At 42.4% G+C, this 18,464-nt stretch carries 17 protein-coding genes; 10 read left to right on the top strand and 7 right to left on the bottom strand.

Going from position 1 to position 18,464, the window contains the following annotated elements; translation table 11 throughout:
- Positions 1-435: 435 nt before the first annotated feature.
- From pgsB to NSS65_RS17220, 5 genes are all read left to right on the top strand, one after another.
- A complete protein-coding gene (gene pgsB, locus NSS65_RS17240; protein WP_024423670.1) occupies positions 436-1,617 on the top strand; it encodes a poly-gamma-glutamate synthase PgsB in 1,182 nt (393 codons plus the stop codon).
- 15 nt (positions 1,618-1,632) lie between these two features.
- Positions 1,633-2,082 carry a poly-gamma-glutamate biosynthesis protein PgsC gene (gene pgsC, locus NSS65_RS17235; RefSeq protein WP_007497520.1) on the top strand — a complete coding sequence of 150 codons (450 nt, stop codon included), beginning with the start codon at positions 1,633-1,635 and terminating at the stop codon, positions 2,080-2,082.
- An 18-nt stretch (positions 2,083-2,100) separates the two neighbouring features.
- Complete coding sequence (locus NSS65_RS17230) at positions 2,101-3,267, top strand: CapA family protein (RefSeq protein ID WP_041115544.1); 1,167 nt, start codon at positions 2,101-2,103, stop codon at positions 3,265-3,267.
- On the top strand, positions 3,264-3,434 hold the full coding sequence (locus tag NSS65_RS17225) for a hypothetical protein (RefSeq protein ID WP_087976066.1): 171 nt from the start codon (positions 3,264-3,266) through the stop codon (positions 3,432-3,434). Before NSS65_RS17230 ends, NSS65_RS17225 begins: the two co-directional genes overlap by 4 nt.
- Positions 3,435-3,542: 108 nt before the next feature.
- A complete protein-coding gene (locus NSS65_RS17220) occupies positions 3,543-4,766 on the top strand; it encodes a C40 family peptidase (protein ID WP_070326097.1) in 1,224 nt (407 codons plus the stop codon).
- A 53-nt stretch (positions 4,767-4,819) separates the two neighbouring features.
- Here NSS65_RS17220 and NSS65_RS17215 read toward each other — a convergent pair whose 3' ends face one another.
- On the bottom strand, positions 4,820-5,701 hold the full coding sequence (locus tag NSS65_RS17215; RefSeq protein WP_025093926.1) for a Cof-type HAD-IIB family hydrolase: 882 nt from the start codon (positions 5,699-5,701) through the stop codon (positions 4,820-4,822).
- Positions 5,702-5,864: 163 nt separating this feature from the next.
- Positions 5,865-6,830: an LCP family protein gene (locus tag NSS65_RS17210; protein ID WP_025093927.1), complete on the bottom strand. Its 966-nt coding sequence runs from the start codon at positions 6,828-6,830 to the stop codon at positions 5,865-5,867.
- Between the two features lie 257 nt (positions 6,831-7,087).
- On the opposite strand from NSS65_RS17210, the gene NSS65_RS17205 reads away from it, so the two are divergent.
- Positions 7,088-8,452, top strand: coding sequence for a sugar porter family MFS transporter (locus tag NSS65_RS17205; protein ID WP_117603441.1), 1,365 nt, complete (start codon positions 7,088-7,090; stop codon positions 8,450-8,452).
- A 136-nt stretch (positions 8,453-8,588) separates the two neighbouring features.
- A complete protein-coding gene (locus tag NSS65_RS17200) occupies positions 8,589-9,986 on the top strand; it encodes a bifunctional glycosyltransferase family 2 protein/class I SAM-dependent methyltransferase (RefSeq protein WP_326135249.1) in 1,398 nt (465 codons plus the stop codon).
- Positions 9,987-9,999: 13 nt separating this feature from the next.
- Here NSS65_RS17200 and NSS65_RS17195 read toward each other — a convergent pair whose 3' ends face one another.
- From NSS65_RS17195 to kduI, 5 genes are all read right to left on the bottom strand, one after another.
- Entirely contained in the window at positions 10,000-11,145 is a 1,146-nt protein-coding gene (locus tag NSS65_RS17195; RefSeq protein WP_326135250.1) for a Ger(x)C family spore germination protein, read from the bottom strand.
- Positions 11,142-12,242, bottom strand: a complete 1,101-nt coding sequence (locus NSS65_RS17190; protein ID WP_326135251.1) for a GerAB/ArcD/ProY family transporter — start codon at positions 12,240-12,242, stop codon at positions 11,142-11,144. Before NSS65_RS17190 ends, NSS65_RS17195 begins: the two co-directional genes overlap by 4 nt.
- Positions 12,243-12,245: 3 nt before the next feature.
- Positions 12,246-13,712 (bottom strand): spore germination protein, encoded by a 1,467-nt coding sequence (locus NSS65_RS17185; RefSeq protein WP_034281156.1) that lies wholly within the window; start codon positions 13,710-13,712, stop codon positions 12,246-12,248.
- Positions 13,713-13,815: 103 nt separating this feature from the next.
- A complete protein-coding gene (gene kduD / locus NSS65_RS17180) occupies positions 13,816-14,586 on the bottom strand; it encodes a 2-dehydro-3-deoxy-D-gluconate 5-dehydrogenase KduD (RefSeq protein WP_046313029.1) in 771 nt (256 codons plus the stop codon).
- An 8-nt stretch (positions 14,587-14,594) separates the two neighbouring features.
- The gene (gene kduI / locus NSS65_RS17175) at positions 14,595-15,422 is read right to left on the bottom strand and encodes a 5-dehydro-4-deoxy-D-glucuronate isomerase (protein WP_046313033.1); all 828 of its coding nucleotides are present in this window, start codon (positions 15,420-15,422) and stop codon (positions 14,595-14,597) included.
- Positions 15,423-15,681: 259 nt separating this feature from the next.
- On the opposite strand from kduI, the gene NSS65_RS17170 reads away from it, so the two are divergent.
- The 3 genes from NSS65_RS17170 to NSS65_RS17160 all read left to right on the top strand — a co-directional run bounded on the left by NSS65_RS17170 (position 15,682) and on the right by NSS65_RS17160 (position 18,366).
- Positions 15,682-16,692 (top strand): LacI family DNA-binding transcriptional regulator, encoded by a 1,011-nt coding sequence (locus tag NSS65_RS17170; protein ID WP_041115553.1) that lies wholly within the window; start codon positions 15,682-15,684, stop codon positions 16,690-16,692.
- Between the two features lie 86 nt (positions 16,693-16,778).
- Positions 16,779-17,795, top strand: coding sequence for a sugar kinase (locus NSS65_RS17165; RefSeq protein ID WP_211043573.1), 1,017 nt, complete (start codon positions 16,779-16,781; stop codon positions 17,793-17,795).
- Positions 17,767-18,366, top strand: coding sequence for a bifunctional 4-hydroxy-2-oxoglutarate aldolase/2-dehydro-3-deoxy-phosphogluconate aldolase (locus tag NSS65_RS17160; protein ID WP_041115555.1), 600 nt, complete (start codon positions 17,767-17,769; stop codon positions 18,364-18,366). Before NSS65_RS17165 ends, NSS65_RS17160 begins: the two co-directional genes overlap by 29 nt.
- Positions 18,367-18,464 lie beyond the last annotated feature (98 nt).

The raw sequence follows: 18,464 nt of genomic DNA, 5'->3' as shown, positions 1-18,464 counted from the left end.
CACAGCGATCTGACCAATGAGAATGACTTTCTAACCTGTTCATTCAAAAATATAAAACATTCCAAAACACGCACTATTCATTTAAAGCGCTGATATGACTGTTGTTATAGAGAAGAGCGGGCTTTAAAACATTGATTCAAAATACATCTTAATAATTGTCAAAAAATTTAGGGAGAAAAGGACAAAAGATTTTCGGATCATTGATGGTAACGCTTTCTCATGAATTCAGCGGAAATTCAGACTGATTTTTGTCCGCCTTTTGGCCTTTTCATTTAAAGGATGGGTAGGCAAAAAAGCCTTCTGATTAGAGGAATTTGGCATACGAGGAAGTGAAAGATTATGTTACATAATACCGATTGTGATTTTATGCTGAACAGATATACTGTTGATTGAATTTACATATCACACTCATAAAAAAAGGAGATGTAGATAGCGATGTGGTTAATCGTTATAGCCTGTGTCATCATGTTAGGGATTGGCTTTATTGAAAAGAAGCGTCATCAAAAAAATATCGATGCCCTGCCGGTGCGCGTCAATATTAATGGTATTCGCGGAAAGTCTACCGTCACAAGATTGACAACCGGTATCTTAATGGAGGCAGGTTATAAAACTGTCGGTAAAACAACGGGAACGGATGCAAGAATGATTTATTGGGATACGCCAGAGGAGAAACCGATTAAAAGGAAACCGCAAGGACCGAATATCGGAGAGCAGAAAGAAGTTATGAGAGAAACAGTTGAAAGAGGAGCAAATGCTATCGTCAGTGAATGTATGGCGGTAAATCCAGATTACCAAATTATCTTTCAGGAAGAGCTGCTTCAAGCAAACATTGGCGTGATCGTAAACGTTCTTGAAGACCATATGGACGTCATGGGGCCGACACTTGATGAAATAGCAGAAGCCTTTACAGCGACAATTCCTTACAATGGACACTTGGTTATTACGGATAGTGAATATACGGATTTCTTTAAAGAGATTGCGAAAAAACGCAACACAGAAGTCATTGTTGCAGATAATTCCAAGATTTCCGATGAGTTTTTAAGGAAATTTGAGTACATGGTTTTCCCAGATAATGCTTCACTGGCACTTGGTGTTGCCCAAGCATTAGGGATTGATGAAGATACGGCATTCAGAGGAATGTTAAATGCGCCGCCTGATCCAGGAGCGATGAGAATTCTTCCATTAATGGACGCGAAAACGCCTGGACACTTTGTAAATGGATTTGCGGCAAATGACGCAGCATCTACATTGAACATTTGGAAGCGTGTGAAAGAAATTGGATATCCAACAGATGAACCGATTATTATTATGAACTGCCGTGCGGATCGGGTAGATAGAACGATCCAGTTTGCGGAGGATGTACTTCCATATATTGAAGCAAGTGATCTTGTCTTAATTGGTGAAACAACAGATCCAATTGTGAAGGCATATGAGGAAGGGAAAATTCCGGCTGACCACTTACACAACCTTGAATATCAATCTACAGAAGAAATTATGAATATGCTTGAGAAAAAGCTTCATAATCGAGTGGTTTATGGAGTCGGCAATATCCATGGTGCCGCTGAACCGTTAATCGAAAAAATTCAAGAATACAAAATTAAGCAGCTTGTCAGCTAGGAGGAAATATAGAAAATGTTCGGATCAGATCTTTATATCTCGTTAATTTTAGGTGTTCTACTTAGTTTAATCTTTGCAGAAAAAACAGGAATCGTACCAGCTGGACTTGTTGTTCCGGGTTATCTGGCGCTTGTATTTAACCAGCCAGTCTTCATTTTAGTCGTCTTATCTGTCAGCTTGCTTACGTATGTCATCGTTCGCTTTGGTCTATCAAAATTTATGATTTTATACGGACGCAGAAAGTTTGCTGCGATGCTGATTACAGGGATTGCTTTGAAACTGATATTTGATTTCTTCTATCCAGTGGTCCCATTTGAAATAGCAGAATTCCGCGGAATTGGAATCATCGTTCCTGGATTGATTGCGAATACGATTCAAAAGCAAGGTCTTACAATTACCCTTGGAAGCACGTTACTTCTAAGTGGTGCAACATTTGCCATCATGTATGTTTACTATCTATTTTAAGATAAGGTGTGTCCAATGATGAATAAAAAATTGAGCTTTCAGGAAAAGCTGCTGAAAATCACAAAGAATCAAAAGAAAAAGACGAATAAACATGTACTGATTGCTTTACCGATCGTTATTGCTTGTACATTTCTATTTACGTTTATCGGGCAAGCACAAGTGCCAACTGTACAAAAGAATCCAGAAAACATCCTGACCGCTTCGTTTGTCGGTGACATTATGTTTGGAAGAAACGTAGAGAAAGTAACAGACCGTTATGGAAAAGAGCATCTCTTTCGTTATGCCAAGCCATATTTTGATGTGTCAGATTATGTGACAGGCAACTTTGAGCATCCAGTCGCTTCAGATAAGGAGCAGGCAGCCCAAAAGAATATTCATTTAAAAACAGATGAAGATTCTGTCCAAGCGTTGAAGGATTTAAATTTCTCTGTCTTAAACTTTGCGAATAACCATGCGGCAGACTATGGTGAAAAAGGGCTGAACAACACGATCAATGCCTTTGAACAAAATGGTATGGATTATACAGGTGCAGGCCGTAACCTCCAAGATGCGAAGCAGAACATTTCGTACAAAGAAGTAAATGGTGTCAAAATTGCTACACTTGGTTTTACAGATGTGTATGGGAAAGATTTCAAAGCAACGAATCGCCAGGCGGGTATTCTGCCAGCCGATCCATCTATCTTTATTCCGATGATTTCGCAGGCTGCTGAAAAGGCAGATCTCGTCGTTGTTCATGCTCACTGGGGACAGGAGTACAACAATGAAGTAAACGACAGACAAAGAGAATTGGCAAGAGCGATGTCTAAGGCCGGAGCTGATATCATTATCGGTGCTCATCCGCACGTCCTTGAACCAATGGAAGTCTATAACGGAACAGCGATTTTCTATAGCCTAGGCAACTTTATTTTTGATCAAGGCTGGTCAAGAACACGTGATTCTGCACTTGTTCAGTATCATCTGAATGAAGATGGAAAAGCGACATTTGAAGTTGTCCCAATGTACATCAAAGAAGCAACACCTGCTCCAGTAAAAGCAGGATCTCTAGAATCAAAAGCCATTATCCGTATGCTGACCAATGGAACGAATGCGGATTGGAAAGAAAAAGACGGACACATTTTCTTTGAAGTAGATCACGCTGATAAAGTTAAAAACTTAAAAGAAAACGGAGGGAAAGAGAAGAAATGAAATTCCTAAAAGCAAGCTGGCCGTTTGTTGCGTTAATTTTAGTCTTTGTCTTTATGTCTGCTTTTAAATTTAGTGACAGTCTGACAGATCACGAAAAACAAAAGATTTCGGTTGAAATGCAGAAAATTGAACAGCAAAAGCAGTCAAAAGCGGAAGCAGGTAAATAACCTAAAAAGGATAAAGGGCACGCACATCGCGTGCTCTTTTTTTGTCGAAATACGGTGTAAAATGAAAGGTGTCATGTCGAAACTATAGAAGAAAGGAGGGAAAGGATCATGAAATGGAAAGGAATGTTAATTGGAGGGTGTGCGCTTGTAGGGCTGATGTTCATGTCTCAAACAGCGGTTTCTGCTCAAACACCATCTCTTTTGGAGCAAGCGGAAAAGCTGATTGGAACACCTTATCATAAAGGAGGAACCGATCCAAAAACTGGCTTTGATGCATCTGGGTTTATTCAATATGTGTACAAGACATCCGAAACATTTGATTTGCCGCGGAAGGTCATCGACCAATATCAGATTGGAAAAAAGGTATCATGGGATAAAGCGCAGCCCGGTGACCTTGTGTATTTCCGAAGCCTTGAAGAAACAAAGGATATCCCAACACATGTGGCGTTGTACGCTGGGAACAATCAGGTTATCCACATCACGCTTAGTCAAGGTGTGGTGAAAACAGATGTCAGCAAAAGCAAATATTGGACTGATCGATTCTATGCGGTCAAACGACTGCCTGGCACACAGGAAATTTCTGATGACCCTCTTGTGAAAGATGCGATGACCTATTTGGGAATTCCTTATGTGTTTGGAGGAGCAGATCCAAAGACTGGTTTCGACTGCTCAGGATTTTTACAGTATTTATTTGAAAAATCACTTGGAATCTATTTACCTCGAAGTGCTGAACAGCAATGGATCGTTGGAGAAAAAGTGGCATTAGACGATATCCGCCCTGGGGATTTTGTTTTTTTTAGCAACACATATAAGCCCGGAATTTCTCATGTAGGTATGTATATTGGAGGCGACCGCTTTATTCATGCGAGCCGTTCTGAAAGTGTGACAATTTCCTATTTGTCTGAATCGTATTGGCGCGAAAAATGGACAGGTGTGAAACGATTAACAGATCTGGAGCTTGCGAAAGAGGACCCTATCGTATCAAAAGCCGCTACGTATATTGGTGAAGTCCCTTATGTCAAAGGCGGTACGAACCCAAAGGAAGGATTTGATACAGCAGGGTTCACGCAGTACGTGTATCAAGAAGTGCTTGGCATTGAGCTGCCCCGCTATGCATCAGGTCAAGTTAAAGCAGGTACACCTGTGAAACGTTCTGAGCTTCAGCCGGGAGATCTTGTCTTCTTCAGCGGAACATCATTGATGCCGGCGATATATGCAGGATCCAATCAAGTCATTCATGTGACTGTCTCAAACGGTGTTGTCTTAACCAATATGAAAACAAGTACGTACTGGAAGGACAAATATGAAACGGCTGTTAGAATCAAAAAATAAAGAAAAAGCCCGATCAATACCATCGGACTTCTGCACTTCTCTCTAGGCGCTGATCAGACAAGCGTCTTTTTTTCATGGAATTGATTTTGTAAAAGAAGATCAATAAAATAAGCGACACCATCTTCATGATTTCCTTTTGTGATGAAGGTGCTCTTTTCTTTAATGACATCAACAGCATTCCCCATTGCAATACGGTGGCCTGCTTCTTCAAACATAGAAAGATCGTTTGGGCTGTCACCAATTGCATAAATATGTGAGCGGTCTACACCATAATGGGCTGCGAGCTTTTTCAGGGCATGTCCTTTTCCAGACTCTTTTGGCAGCACCTCAATAATATGTTTACCAGACGAGGTCAATGAAAGCTCGGGCATGTCTGCCAGAAGATTTCGTGCTTCGTTCAGTTTGTTCATATCAAACGAGAAGCAGAGTAATTTATAGGTCGGTTCGTTCGACTCAAAAATCTCACGGATATCATCCACTGGTTTGATGCCAAATTGTTTAAATTGCGTCATGGCTCCTTCCCATAGATCAGCGAGATCCTCATTTGGGTTTGCGCTTTTGATCAGATCAAATTCTGCTTTCAGCTTCTCTTTTCCATCAAAAGGAGAGAGGAGAGCATCATCTGTATAGACTTCAAAGTAAATGTTTCGTTCCACTAATGCCTTTGCAGCCCGCTTGCCCGCTTCTTGGTCCAATGTGATACGGCTGAAGAGCTCGTATCCTTCTGTATGGACAGTCCCGCCGTTTGCCGCAATAATGGGGATGTCCAAATCGCCAAGCAGCTCCTTTACATCAAAAGTTGCCCGCCCTGTACAGATGGTCACAATATATCCAGCTTCCTTTGCACGAATCAATGCCTCACGGTTTTGAGCGGATATTTCACTTTTTGTATTTAAGAGTGTACCGTCTAAATCAATCGCAATCATTTTTTTCATCGCTGTCAAATCCTCCTTCATTCATGCAATAGCCTCTTCAAAGTATGTACGATTTCCTTCATTCTCATAAAAAAGGAAGGTTGATTCCTCTCTATCAAGGCTAAACAAAAATGAGTGAATGATCAAGGAAATAAGAAAAAGCGCCCCAAAGGGACGCTTTTATTTATGATAATTCAAGCTGCTTCTTCAATTCAGTTTTCACTTCGTTCAGCTGGTTTTGATCCAATTGGAAATAATAAACACCGTTTGGCTGGTAATCAGATCCTTTAAGCTGAATGGTATCAACCGATTTCAATGATGTCAGAAGCGGGAAAAGACCGACTAACTCCTTCATTGAAAGGGTGGTAGACACATTATCGCCGAGAGTATCAATGATATTGTCGTATGACGGAATAGATGTTAATGATTTTGATTTATCAAAAATGGCTTTTAACACTTCCATTTGACGCTGTCCACGCATTAAATCACTATCTGCTTTTCTTGTTCTCACATATGCGAGCGCTTGATCACCATCTAGTGTATGAGTTCCAGTTTGAAGCACAACCTTGCCTTTTGTATCCTTTTTAATCTGTTTCACAAGATACTCATCCTTGATGTTAATAGGAACACCGTTTAATTCGTTGACGATTTCTTTAAACGCTACGAAATTACTTTGAATGACAAAATCGACCGGAATATCTAGTAAATCTTCAACTGTGCTCACTGTTAAATCTGCACCGCCAAATGCGTGTGCGTGAGTAATTTTATCAAAACCGTGGCCTGGAATATTAACGTATGAGTCCCTAGGAATGCTTAATAATTTAACGGTTTTATTTGTGCGGTTAATGGTTGCCAAAACCATTGCGTCACTTCGTGCTTGTTTCACTGTTTCGCCCGGTCTGCTGTCAATTCCAAGCAGCAAGACAGAAAAACTGTCTTTTCCTGGATCGAATGCTTCAATTCGTTTCACAGATTGTGCGCCGCGATCAAGAGATACTTGAGCCTTTTTAGCAGCATTGGTTATTTTATAGTAGGCATAGCCTGTGACTGAAGCCGTTGTCAGTAAAAGAATACTAATGATAAAAAGAGTGACTTTCACCCATGGTTTTAAACGCTTTTTTCCTTTGCGTTTACTTCGTGATTGATCCATATATTTTAAACCCTCGCTATGATTTTATAGTAAAGATGTCCTTCTTTCTGCTTACAAACTAAAACAAATATACCTTAAAACGGGATATAGTGCGACATTTTTTTCACTAACGCTTAATTGACGTTTCCTTCTCGTAAAAAGTTTCAAAGATACACAAATGAAATATATTTGTCATAAAACATCGAAATGTTTGAAATGACAGGAAGTGAGGAAAATGACTTTTCATAGAGTACAGAGACAAAAGTGGGGTTATGTATATGAAAAATCGGAATGGATGGCTTTATTTCTTCGGCGCCCTTGGCGGTGCCTTATATGGCTATGATACAGGTGTCATCTCTGGCGCCATCTTATTTATGAAAGAAGATTTAGGTTTAAATGCGTTTACAGAGGGGCTTGTCGTCAGCTCGATTTTAATCGGGGCGATGCTTGGTTCCTCTCTTTCTGGAAAGCTGACAGACCAATTTGGGCGGAAAAAAGCCATCATCGCCGCAGCTATTTTGTTTATTATCGGTGGATTTGGTACAGCTCTCGCCCCGAATACGGAAGTGATGATCTTATTCCGAATTGTACTAGGGCTCGCTGTCGGGTGCTCGACAACGATTGTTCCATTATATTTATCTGAACTTGCGCCAAAGGAATCACGAGGGGCACTGTCCTCTTTAAACCAGCTCATGATCACATTTGGTATTCTTCTTGCCTATATTGTGAACTACGCTTTAGCGGATGCAGAGGCATGGCGCTTGATGCTTGGAATTGCGGTTGTTCCTTCTGTTCTTTTATTATTCGGGATTTTGTTTATGCCGGAAAGTCCCCGCTGGCTGTTTGTCCACGGACAGGCTGACCGTGCGAAGGAGATATTATCTAAACTCAGAAAAAGTAAGCAAGAAGTGGCAGAAGAAATTTCAGATATTCAAAAGGCGGAAAGTGAAGAGAAAGGCGGTTTTAAGGAATTATTTGAGCCATGGGTACGCCCAGCATTGATTGCTGGTGTCGGCCTTGCCTTTCTGCAGCAGTTTATCGGTACAAATACGATCATTTACTATGCACCAAAAACATTCACAAGTGTTGGCTTTGGGAATTCAGCAGCGATTTTAGGAACTGTCGGAATTGGTGCAGTGAATGTCATCATGACGTTTGTTGCCATTAAAATCATTGACCGTGTAGGGCGTAAAGCGCTGCTCCTATTTGGGAATGCAGGAATGGTCCTTAGTTTAATTGTCCTGTCAGTGGTCAACCGATTTTTTGAAGGATCAACAGCAGCAGGATGGACAACCGTTATTTGTTTGGGTCTCTTTATCGTCATCTTTGCTGTCAGCTGGGGTCCTGTCGTTTGGGTGATGCTTCCAGAGCTGTTCCCAGTACATGTCAGGGGAATCGGTACAGGTGTCTCGACCTTCCTTCTTCATACAGGAAATTTAATCATCTCGCTGACATTCCCAGCTTTATTAAGCGCGATTGGCATCAGTAATCTCTTCCTCATTTATGCGGTCATTGGCGTAGTCGCCTTCTTATTTGTAAAATACTTGGTGACCGAAACGAAGGGGAAAAGTCTTGAAGAAATTGAAGAAGATTTAAAAAAGAGAAATCGTGCCGTCACAAGTGGCGAAGGAAAAACGGTATGAACGATGGCCAGCTGCCGTGTGCAGCTGGTTTTTCTATGTTAAACAAACGTTTAATCAAGAAAGGACATTCCCTCATCTTCTGAACGTGCTGCCTATCACATACATATGGAACAGGCGGGTGAAAGGTGGAAATGAGATGAAAGGGAAAACAAGCATTGTCATGCTGACGTACAATGAACTGCATTTGACGAAAACATGTATCGAGAGCATTAAACAGCATACGAACAGCGGCCAATATGAACTCATCGTCGTCGATAATGCGTCAACTGATGGCACGAAGGAATATGTAAGAGAGCTGGATGATGTGATTTTCATTGATAATGAAGAGAATGAAGGTTTTGCAAAGGGATGTAATCAAGGGGCAAAAAAAGCTTCAGGAGACAGCATTCTCTTTTTAAATAATGACACGATCGTGACGGAAAATTGGCTTCCTCCATTAAAAGAGGCGCTATTGGCTTCAGAACAGATTGGGATGGTGGGGCCCGTCTCTAATTATGTAAGCGGCCCTCAGATGGTCCAGCCATCGTATACAGATGTGAAGGAGCTCCCAGCCTTTGCTAAGGAGTATACGTCTAAGAGAAAAGGTCAGAGAACTTATGTGCACCGGCTTGTAGGGTTTTGCTTGCTCGTGAAAAGAAAGCTGATCGAGGATGTGGGATTATTTGATGAGCGGTTTGTATATGGATCATTTGAGGATGACGATCTATGTTTGCGGTCATTATTAAAAGGATATCAGCTGCAAATTGTGCATGATTCCTTTGTGCATCATCATGGTCATGCTACCTTCAATGCCAATCAAGATACGAACATCTCTACACTGTTTACTGAGAATAGACTTCGATTTTTAGATAAGTGGGGCATAGATCTAAATTTGATCACTCCTCATCCGTATTTTGCGGAATTACTCCCTGAGGACGCTGCACACGTGCTGGATGTTGGGTGCGGAGCTGGCGCAACTGGGCTTGAACTGATGAATCGGCAGTCTGTACACATGTACGGGGTAGAGGCAGATACATTAAAAGCAGCGGTCGCAAAGGCGTATTATGAAGAAGTCATCGAGGCAAATGCAGATGAATACCCATGGTCAGAAAAAGAGGCCTTTTTTGATGCGGTCATTTTTTCGGATGTTTTAAAGCATGTGTCAGATCCTTGGCACATCATTGAGCAAGCGCACGCCTCTTTAAAGCCAGGCGGCGTCATCATTTGCTGCCTGCCTAACATGATGCATGCAGAGGTGCTTCTTCCTTTAATGACAGGTGATTTTACTTATCAAGATGTAGGAATCTTAGACCGAACCCATATACGGTTTTTCACACCAAACACCATGCGTGCGCTTTTCCCAGACCAATTATTTGAACGCGTGATCGAGCAGCGGATCAATGTACAGATTGATCAAAACGTCCAATTGTTTTTTGACGAGGTGGCGAGGATAGGAGCATCACTTGGCTTTCAAACAAAAGCGTTGTCTGATCAAGTGTCTTTGTATCAGCTTCTCATTGTCGTACGTAAAAAAGGCGGCTCTCTTTTGGGATAACCGCCTTTTTGTATTACCATTTGAAGCTTTTCGTTGCACCTTCTGCACCAAAGTTCAAGATGCTCACTTTGATGTCATACGTTATGTCTGCTTCTTGAAATAGTTTGTCCCATTCATCTCGATGCTGATCCCAATATTCAGGATACTTAATACGAAACTGCCGGCTAAAAAAAATAGGATCAACACCTACTTCATGTTGCATATGACTGACCGTTTTTTGTATGCGCTCTTTAATTTTATGAGAAAAAATCTTCTCAAATCGTTTAATGTACTGTTCATCGTATGAGTTTTCCGGGGGATATTGATCCTCTGACAATTTTCCATTTGTTTGTACACTAACGTTAAATGAAACCTTTCCGTCTTTCAGGTAGGGTTCAATCTTGGTTTTGGCTTTCTTAATTTCATACGTAATCGGAAAGCCTTTATAGGTGGCAGGTACAACGCCGCCTGAGATACGGTCCATCACCCAGTTTAAATATTGTACATCCTGTGCAGAGATGAAACCGATCAGCTTTCTTGTTTTTCCGTGAATGATACCTGCCCCATCATAAATAAGTTCACCGTCTACCGCATCTACACTTTGTACAAGGAAGCTAATGCCCATCTGAAAATAATCAGATGCCCGGCCAATACGTGTTGGCAGTGCGATCTTCCCGTTAAAGCTTCGGTTTTTGGATGTTTCGAAGATATGTTCAACCGGAACCTTTTGCTGTGATTTCAATTTTTGATTGATGACTTTTGACGCATCACCTCGTGACACGAGGAGATAGCTGCTGCGCCGAACCTCATCATCTCGAATAAAATGATTGAGTGTTCCTTGAATATCGTGATGCTCCGCCTGGGTTTTGCCGAACAAGAAGATTTTCAGGTGATCACTATAGATCGGCGGGTCCTTCAAGGCGACATTACTGACAGCCTCCAGCACATTTTTTCCCTTCGAGACGACATTCACATAGCCGGGAGAATCGGCTTCTTGTGTTCCGCCTGTTTTCGGTACAAGGTTTTGATAGGTCAGCTTAACTCCATTCTCATCTTGTTCATCAATGCCAACACCGCGTACAAACGATAGTTTTTCAATATCCTTTAAGTCCCAGCAGCCTGCTGATAGAAGGAAAAGAAAGCAGGATAAAAAGAATAAAAGTACACGTCTTCCTCTCATGCAGAACGACCTCCCCATTTTTTGCGTATCATCAGCAGGGCAGCTGTAATAAAAGGAATGGCTAAAACCGCGAACAATGCGTAGCCGAGTAAAGTAGAATAGTAAAAGACTTCATTAATATTTTTAGGGAAAAGTGAGAGGGCTGATGTAATCAAAAATAGCAGCCATAACAGTCTCGTTAAATTGGTTGTTTTAAAAACGGTGAAACAGCCTTTAATCGCAAACTGGAAAAATCCCAGCATACAAATGAACTGCTGACACGTCCAGATCGTCAGTAAGAAAATATCAAATCGTTCGATAAACACCCCTTCAATTTCAAGCGCTTGAATGAGGGACACCGTCGGCCAGGTGAGAGATTTCGTTTCACCCACGGTCATGGAGCCAATCACAATAAAAAGTGTGAGGGAGTACACGAGAGACGTAATGCCAACGCCGATGGCAGCTGCCCATTTTGCCTTCGACCATTTGTCTTTATAAATGAGTGGCACGACAAACAAAATCACTTCAAAGCCTGTAAATTGAATAAAGGTTTGAGAGAACAGTTTACTAAAATCTTTAAAACCATGCGCCATCACAGGACGCAAATAATCAAAATCAAATATTTTCAAACAAAACAGCATGAGCGCTATGTAAATGACCATGGTGATTGGATAAATATAGGTCACCATTTTGACAACTGGAAAGATACCGCTTTTCAAATGATAGATCGCCACAAGTAGAAAAATCATTACAATCACTGCCATGGGAGTCGATTGCAGGAGGAAAAACTGGACCACTTCGCCGAGAACACGTGCCTCAAAGCCGACAATGCCTAGTAAATAGGCGACCAGCATTAAATTAAAGATCGTCCCGAAGAATGCCCCTGCTCCTTTTGTATTTGACTCAAAAATGGTGTCTGGTGCATTCTTTTCGGCAATCCACCCCAACAAAAAAGCAACGAAAGCAAAGATGACTCCCTGTATTAATACAATGATCCAGCCATCAGGGTATCCTGAATTGGCAGAACTGCGTGGAATGGTTAAAATTCCAGCGCCTATCATTGTAGAGCTGCAGAGGATGGTGACTTGTAACAATGATAGCCTTTCAGGTCTGTACATCGTTTAATCTCCTTGTCTTTTGAGATTTTTTATTTTTGCTGTTTTTGGTCTGGATTTAAATAGCCCGATTGGTAAACGAACGTACGTATCCTTTAGATCTGAAAACGGTGAAGACAACACTGGTGTGAAATAGTCAAAACCAAAAGTCTTTAACTGCATCAGGTGGCAAAGTACAAATAAATAACACATGATTAAGCCGTATAACCCAAACAATGCTGAACTAAAAATGGCCATAAACCGCAAAATACGCAGTGGGAAACTAAAGTCATATGACGGTGCTGTGAAGTCAGCCAGTGCGGTCAGCGACACAATAATCACCATTAAGGCGCTGACGATATTGGCTTGGACAGCCGCCTGACCAATAATAACGCCGCCAATGAGTCCAATTGTCTGTCCGATGGCTCTTGGAAGCCGTAGTCCAGCTTCCCGCAGCAGCTCTATCGTAAAAGACATGAGAATGGCTTCGACAACAGGAGGGAAGGGAACATTCTGCCGGCTGCCTGCAATGGTGAGTGCCATTCTTGTCGGTAATAAACCGGGATGATAAGAGACAAGTGCAATGTAAAGGCCGGGTAAAAAAATCGTGAGCAGCACGGCAATGTAACGAAGTAAACGTAAAAGAGTCGCGCTTGTCCACCTCTGATAATAATCTTCCGGAGATTGCATTAAAGCTGTAAGTGTCATAGGTAAAATAAGGGCAAAAGGAGTCCCATCGAGCAAAATGGAGACTTTTCCTTCAAGCACAGATGCTATCACCCGGTCAGGACGTTCTGTGTTTTGAATCTGTGGAAAAATGGAGATGTGACTGTCCTCAATCAGCTGTTCAATATAGCCGGTTTCAGGGATATCATCCATCTTGATTTCGGTCATGCGTGATAGCACATCTTCTACTAGTTTAGGATCAGCAATATCACGAACATACACAAGAGCAGCGGATTTTTTATTTCGAGTACCTATACTCACCTTTTGAATCACAAGGTGAGGATCGTTTGCCCGCTCACGGAGTAAAGCCGTGTTTTTTTCAAGATTCTCAATAAATCCGATCCGCGGTCCTCTTACAAGAACTTCAGATTGCGGCTCTTCTACTTCTCTAAATTGAAAAAGATTCGTATGGAGCGCAAGCGCTTGAGCCGCTCCATCTACAAATAAAATAGCCCTGCCGCTATATAACTGCTCGATGGCAAGGTTCATATCATCCAGCACATCACTTTGAATGCCAAAGAACGTTTTTGAAAGGGAGGAAAGTGTAGCAGAACCAACCTCGGTGATGTCGAGTTCCTTTTGCATAGGTGAAATGATTTGCTTAGAAAGCATCTCAAATTCTGTGAGTCCTTCAACGTACACGAGACATGCAGAAATAGTGGAAGGACCAAATGAAAAAGAGTGGAACACGATATCATCACTTCTTCCGGCAAAGCTTTTGACACGCTTAATGACGGACGCTATATCTTGTTCAATACGACTTTTCATAATACCTCACCCTCATCACATGTTTTTTATAGAGTGACTCGGAAGGTGGAGAATTATGCAAATAGAAAAAAGAGAATCCCCTAATAGGAATTCTCTCGTATATTTATCTTGCAAGCCAGCCGCCATCAACAGCTAAAATGTGGCCGTTCATATAATCAGAAGCTGGTGAGCTAAGGAAAACAGCCGCACCGGCTAGATCCTCAGGTTTTCCCCAGCGCCCGGCTGGAATTCGTTTCAGAATCTCTTCATTTCGATTTTCGTCGTCACGAATGGCTTGTGTGTTATTGGTCGCAATATACCCAGGCGCAATCGCATTCACTTGAATATGCTGGCTCGCCCATTCGTTGGCAAAAGCTTTCGTCAGCCCTGCGACAGCATGCTTACTTGCTGTATAAGCAGGGACAAAGACGCCGCCTTGAAACGATAGAAGGGAGGCGATATTGACGATTTTCCCTTGCCCATTTTTCAGCATCTGCTGTCCAATCTTTTGTGTGAGGAAAAAGAGACTGTTGATATTCACATCCATGACCGTATGCCAATCTTCCTCTGAATAGTGAGCCGCCTGCTCTCTTTTGATCGTTCCAGCATTATTGATTAAAATATCAATCGTATGCTTCTTTAATATGGCGTCGACAGCCTGCTTTGCAGACTGAGGGTTAGAAAAGTCAACCTGAACCGCATGAAATGATCGGCCTGCCTGTTCGACAAGTGCCTTTGTTTCTTCAAGCGGTGTATGGTGATATGTGCCGATGATATCTGCTCCTGATTTGGCAAGCGCCACGGCAATGCCTTGCCCAATACCGGTTCCAGGGCCTGTCACAAGGGCTGTTTTTCCTTCAAGGGAAAAGAGGGACGCTGCATATGAAGTTGTCATCACTTTCGTTACCTCAGCTGATCCATTGGAACAAAGTCCATATCTTTGAATGTATAGTTTTCTCCCGCCATTGCCCAAATAAATGAGTAATTCGCTGTACCTGAGCCTGAATGAATGGACCAGGCAGGTGAAATGACTGCTTCCTCATTTCCCACAACAAGATGTCTTGTTTCAGATGGCTCCCCCATAAAATGAAAGACCCGTGCATCCTCTTCGATATCAAGATATAAGTACACTTCCATCCGGCGATCATGAATGTGAGCGGGCATCGTGTTCCATGTGTTATTGGTTTCAAGCTGAGTGATGCCCATCATGAGCTGACAGCTTTGGATGCCGTCTGCATGGATGACTTGATACAGGTTTCGAACGTTGGAAGCAGCTGCTTCCCCTAAGTGGTTTGGTGTTAATTCAGCGATGGCTGCTTTTTGCGTAGGATACGCCCTGTGAGCCGTGGCTGATACTAAATAGAACTTGGCCTGCTCGCCTGATGAACTAGCGAACTGTACATCTTCGTGACCAAGACCAATATATAAGAAATCTTTATGCTCCAGCACAAAGGCCTCACCATCAACAGTGACCGTTCCTTGTCCGCCGACATTTACAATCCCGATTTCTCGTCTTTCAAGAAAATACTCCGTCCGTAAAAAGTCTCCGGCATCTAGTGTGATCGGCTCTGCTGCCGGCATGGCTCCGCCAATCACCACGCGGTCCTCATGCGAGTAATAGAGCTTTAATTCACCACTGACAAACAGCGTAGGAATATGAAAATGACGACGAAGTTCCTCTGTTGTAAAACGTTTGACCTGCTCAGGATGTACAGCATAACGATTTTCCATTTGGATAAGCCTCCCTTTCCATCTGAAACAAATATTGATATTTATTTGGTATCGGTTTCAAGGAAAATTCTAGAGGAAAAAGAGAGCGCCGTCAACCGTTAATTTGAAATCGCTTTCTTTTTCTCTGGTTAGACAAATTTTTGCCATCATCATGCAAAAAAATCTTCTGAAATGCATTCAATTATGATATGCTTTTTTTAAGTTTATTTGAAATCGGTTTCGAACCAAATGAGAAGATCAATTGTGGGAGTTTTTTTGAATGAAAGAGAAAAAGCAAACGAAAGTCACCATTAATGAAGTTGCAGCTTATGCAGGGGTCTCAAAATCAACTGTATCCAGATATATCAATGGCAGAACAAATGAAATTTCTTCAGAAAAGGTAAAAAAAATCAAGAAAGCCATTGAGGAACTCCATTATCGTCCGAGTCAGCTTGCTCAAGGATTGAAAGTCAGAAAAAGCAAGGTCATTGGGTTTATTGTAGCCGACATTACGAATCCATTCTCTGTGGCAACACTTCGCGGGGTCGAAGAGATTTGTGATGAATATGGATACAGCATTATGGTGTGCAACACAGATAATCGTCCAGAAAAAGAACGGGAAATGCTCCTAAAGCTGAATGCACATTATATTGAAGGGCTCATCATCAATACGACAGGACAGAACAATGACATTCTGGAGGATTTTCAGAAAAATGGTGTGCCGATTGTTCTTGTGGACCGGAAGCTGCCTGAACTGAAAGTCGACACAGTGACCACGAATAACCGTGATATCACCATCCGGCTGCTTCAACAAATGTATGAGAAAGGCTATGATCATATCGCTTTCTTTACTGAGCCTGTCGATGGAATCAGCCCTCGTGAAGAACGAAAGGAAGCATATGAACAGACAGCTTTGAGTAAACAGAAGAAGCCGATCATTGCAGAGATTGATTTAAAGCAAAAGGAACAAATGCGCGAAGAGATTGTCCGTTTTTTACAATCAAACGAACAGAAAAAAGCGATTTTAGCCGGTAATGGATTACTCATGCTGAAGCTGATTAGTGAACTTGTAGAGCTTGGGGTGAAGATTCCTAAAGAGATAGGCATTGCAGGGTTTGATGATACAGAATGGTATAAGCTGATTGGACCTGGAATCACAACGGTTGCCCAGCCATCTCATGAAATGGGGAAAGCAGCCATGCAAAAAATCAAGACACGGCTAGAAGGGGATGAAAGTGCGCCCCAAACCATTCAGCTTGATGGAGAAATCATTGTGAGGAAATCTTTATAAACGATAGGCAGAGAAGAGTATACATACGTGCATGCTCTCTCTTTTTCAACTGATTTGAAACCGGTACCGAGGAAGGGGAGAAATGAGTGAAAGCATTGGATGCGGTCACATTTGGGGAATCAATGGCGATGTTTTATGCAGAGGAAGCCGGAGAGCTTCATCAAGTGCATACATTCCAAAAGGCGCTTGCTGGTGCAGAGAGTAACGTGGCTGTCGGCTTGGCGAGGCTGGGCTTTCATGTGGGATGGATGAGCAAAGTTGGAGCAGATTCACTTGGCACATTTATTTTAGAAGAGCTTCAAAAAGAGGGAGTCGATACAAGTGCAGTACTCCGTTCAAATGATGGGTCTCAAACGGGAATCTTACTTAAATCAAAAGTGATGGATGGAGATCCTGACGTCACGTATTATCGAAAAGGCTCTGCTGCGAGCACAATGAGTCCAAGCGACTTTCCCGCCGCCTATTTCAAACAGGCAGGCCATCTTCATATGACTGGTATTCCACCTGCCCTATCCAGTGGAATGAGAGCGTTTTCTTTTCGTGTCCTTCAAGAAATGAAAGAAGCGGGCAAAACCATTTCATTTGATCCAAATCTTCGGCTTCAGCTGTGGGAAGAGGAGGAAGATATGATTCATACGGTGAATCATATCGCTTCGCAAGTGGATTGGTTTTTTCCAGGGCTTGCAGAAGGGCAAAGGCTCACGGGTTATCAAGAGCCAGAAGAGATTGCAGATGTTTATTTGCAAAAAGGTGTCAAGCTAGTGGTCATTAAGCTAGGGGCAGAAGGCGCCTTTTATAAAAGTGCAGCCGGTCAGGGAATTGTGAATGGCTTTTATGTGCAGGATGTCGTAGACACAGTTGGAGCTGGTGATGGATTTGCAGTGGGGGTCATCAGCGGCTTGCTTGACGGCTTATCAGATGAAAAATCTGTGACAAGAGGCAATGCGGTTGGGGCACTTGCAGTGATGTCACCGGGCGATAAGGATGGACTGCCTACCCGGGAGGAGCTTCAGGCTTTTATGAAAGAAGCCAAGCGATATCAAAGGCGGGAGTACATGAAAGGGGATGAGAGATATGGGAAAGTCAGCAAGTTTGAGCGTTAAAAAGCAGCTAGCGTCTTGTAAATTGATCGCAGTTGTGAGAGCGGATAGTGAAGCAGAAGGTATTGAAATGATTGAGCGTTTAAAGAAAAAAGGAGTCCGTGCCATTGAAGTGACGTATACCACGCCAAATGCTGAACGCATCATCGCATCCTTCCAAGAGGAGCAGGACATCATTGTAGGAGCGGGAACAATTACGACGCTGGAGCAGGCACAATCAGCCATTGAGGCAGGCTCACAGTTTATCGTTAGTCCAGGATATCTTCCTATGATTGGTGAACATCTCTCATTTTACGACACACTCTATGTACCAGGTGTCCTCACCCCAAGTGAAATCATGCAGGCGAAAGCAGATGGCTACTGCTTGCTCAAGCTATTTCCAAGCGGCTCCTTCGGTTTATCCTATATGAAAAACCTGCAAGGTCCATTTCCAGAGATTGAATTTATTCCTACGGGCGGCATTCATCCAGCTGATGTTCCAAAGTGGCTCAAAGCAGGCGCGGTGGCTGTCGGTGTCGGAAGTCAGCTTGAAAGCAGTACAGCAGAGGAATTACAAGCAGTTCTTTCTTCATAAATACTTGTCAAACGAACAAACAACTGGCTCGTTGATGCCGGTTGTTTGTTCGTTTATCTGACATAACAGCAGATGAAATTTCAACTCTTCACGTACAA

The organism is Bacillus sp. FSL K6-1006, assembly GCF_038593175.1.
Taxonomy (GTDB): Bacteria; Bacillota; Bacilli; order Bacillales; family Bacillaceae; genus Bacillus; species Bacillus safensis.
Note: the sequence above shows the minus strand (reverse complement) of the source record. Positions and strands in the feature narration are given on the sequence as shown.

What these genes read in the sequence shown, in the direction of transcription:
- pgsB (WP_024423670.1), top strand. Translation starts at nt 436, where the DNA reads ATGTGGTTAATCGTTATAGCCTGTGTCATCATGTTAGGGATTGGCTTT.
- pgsC (WP_007497520.1), top strand. Translation starts at nt 1,633, where the DNA reads ATGTTCGGATCAGATCTTTATATCTCGTTAATTTTAGGTGTTCTACTT.
- NSS65_RS17230 (WP_041115544.1), top strand. Translation starts at nt 2,101, where the DNA reads ATGAATAAAAAATTGAGCTTTCAGGAAAAGCTGCTGAAAATCACAAAG.
- NSS65_RS17225 (WP_087976066.1), top strand. Translation starts at nt 3,264, where the DNA reads ATGAAATTCCTAAAAGCAAGCTGGCCGTTTGTTGCGTTAATTTTAGTC.
- NSS65_RS17220 (WP_070326097.1), top strand. Translation starts at nt 3,543, where the DNA reads ATGAAATGGAAAGGAATGTTAATTGGAGGGTGTGCGCTTGTAGGGCTG.
- NSS65_RS17215 (WP_025093926.1), bottom strand. Translation starts at nt 5,701, where the DNA reads ATGAAAAAAATGATTGCGATTGATTTAGACGGTACACTCTTAAATACA.
- NSS65_RS17210 (WP_025093927.1), bottom strand. Translation starts at nt 6,830, where the DNA reads ATGGATCAATCACGAAGTAAACGCAAAGGAAAAAAGCGTTTAAAACCA.
- NSS65_RS17205 (WP_117603441.1), top strand. Translation starts at nt 7,088, where the DNA reads ATGAAAAATCGGAATGGATGGCTTTATTTCTTCGGCGCCCTTGGCGGT.
- NSS65_RS17200 (WP_326135249.1), top strand. Translation starts at nt 8,589, where the DNA reads ATGAAAGGGAAAACAAGCATTGTCATGCTGACGTACAATGAACTGCAT.
- NSS65_RS17195 (WP_326135250.1), bottom strand. Translation starts at nt 11,145, where the DNA reads ATGAGAGGAAGACGTGTACTTTTATTCTTTTTATCCTGCTTTCTTTTC.
- NSS65_RS17190 (WP_326135251.1), bottom strand. Translation starts at nt 12,242, where the DNA reads ATGTACAGACCTGAAAGGCTATCATTGTTACAAGTCACCATCCTCTGC.
- NSS65_RS17185 (WP_034281156.1), bottom strand. Translation starts at nt 13,712, where the DNA reads ATGAAAAGTCGTATTGAACAAGATATAGCGTCCGTCATTAAGCGTGTC.
- kduD (WP_046313029.1), bottom strand. Translation starts at nt 14,586, where the DNA reads ATGACAACTTCATATGCAGCGTCCCTCTTTTCCCTTGAAGGAAAAACA.
- kduI (WP_046313033.1), bottom strand. Translation starts at nt 15,422, where the DNA reads ATGGAAAATCGTTATGCTGTACATCCTGAGCAGGTCAAACGTTTTACA.
- NSS65_RS17170 (WP_041115553.1), top strand. Translation starts at nt 15,682, where the DNA reads ATGAAAGAGAAAAAGCAAACGAAAGTCACCATTAATGAAGTTGCAGCT.
- NSS65_RS17160 (WP_041115555.1), top strand. Translation starts at nt 17,767, where the DNA reads ATGGGAAAGTCAGCAAGTTTGAGCGTTAAAAAGCAGCTAGCGTCTTGT.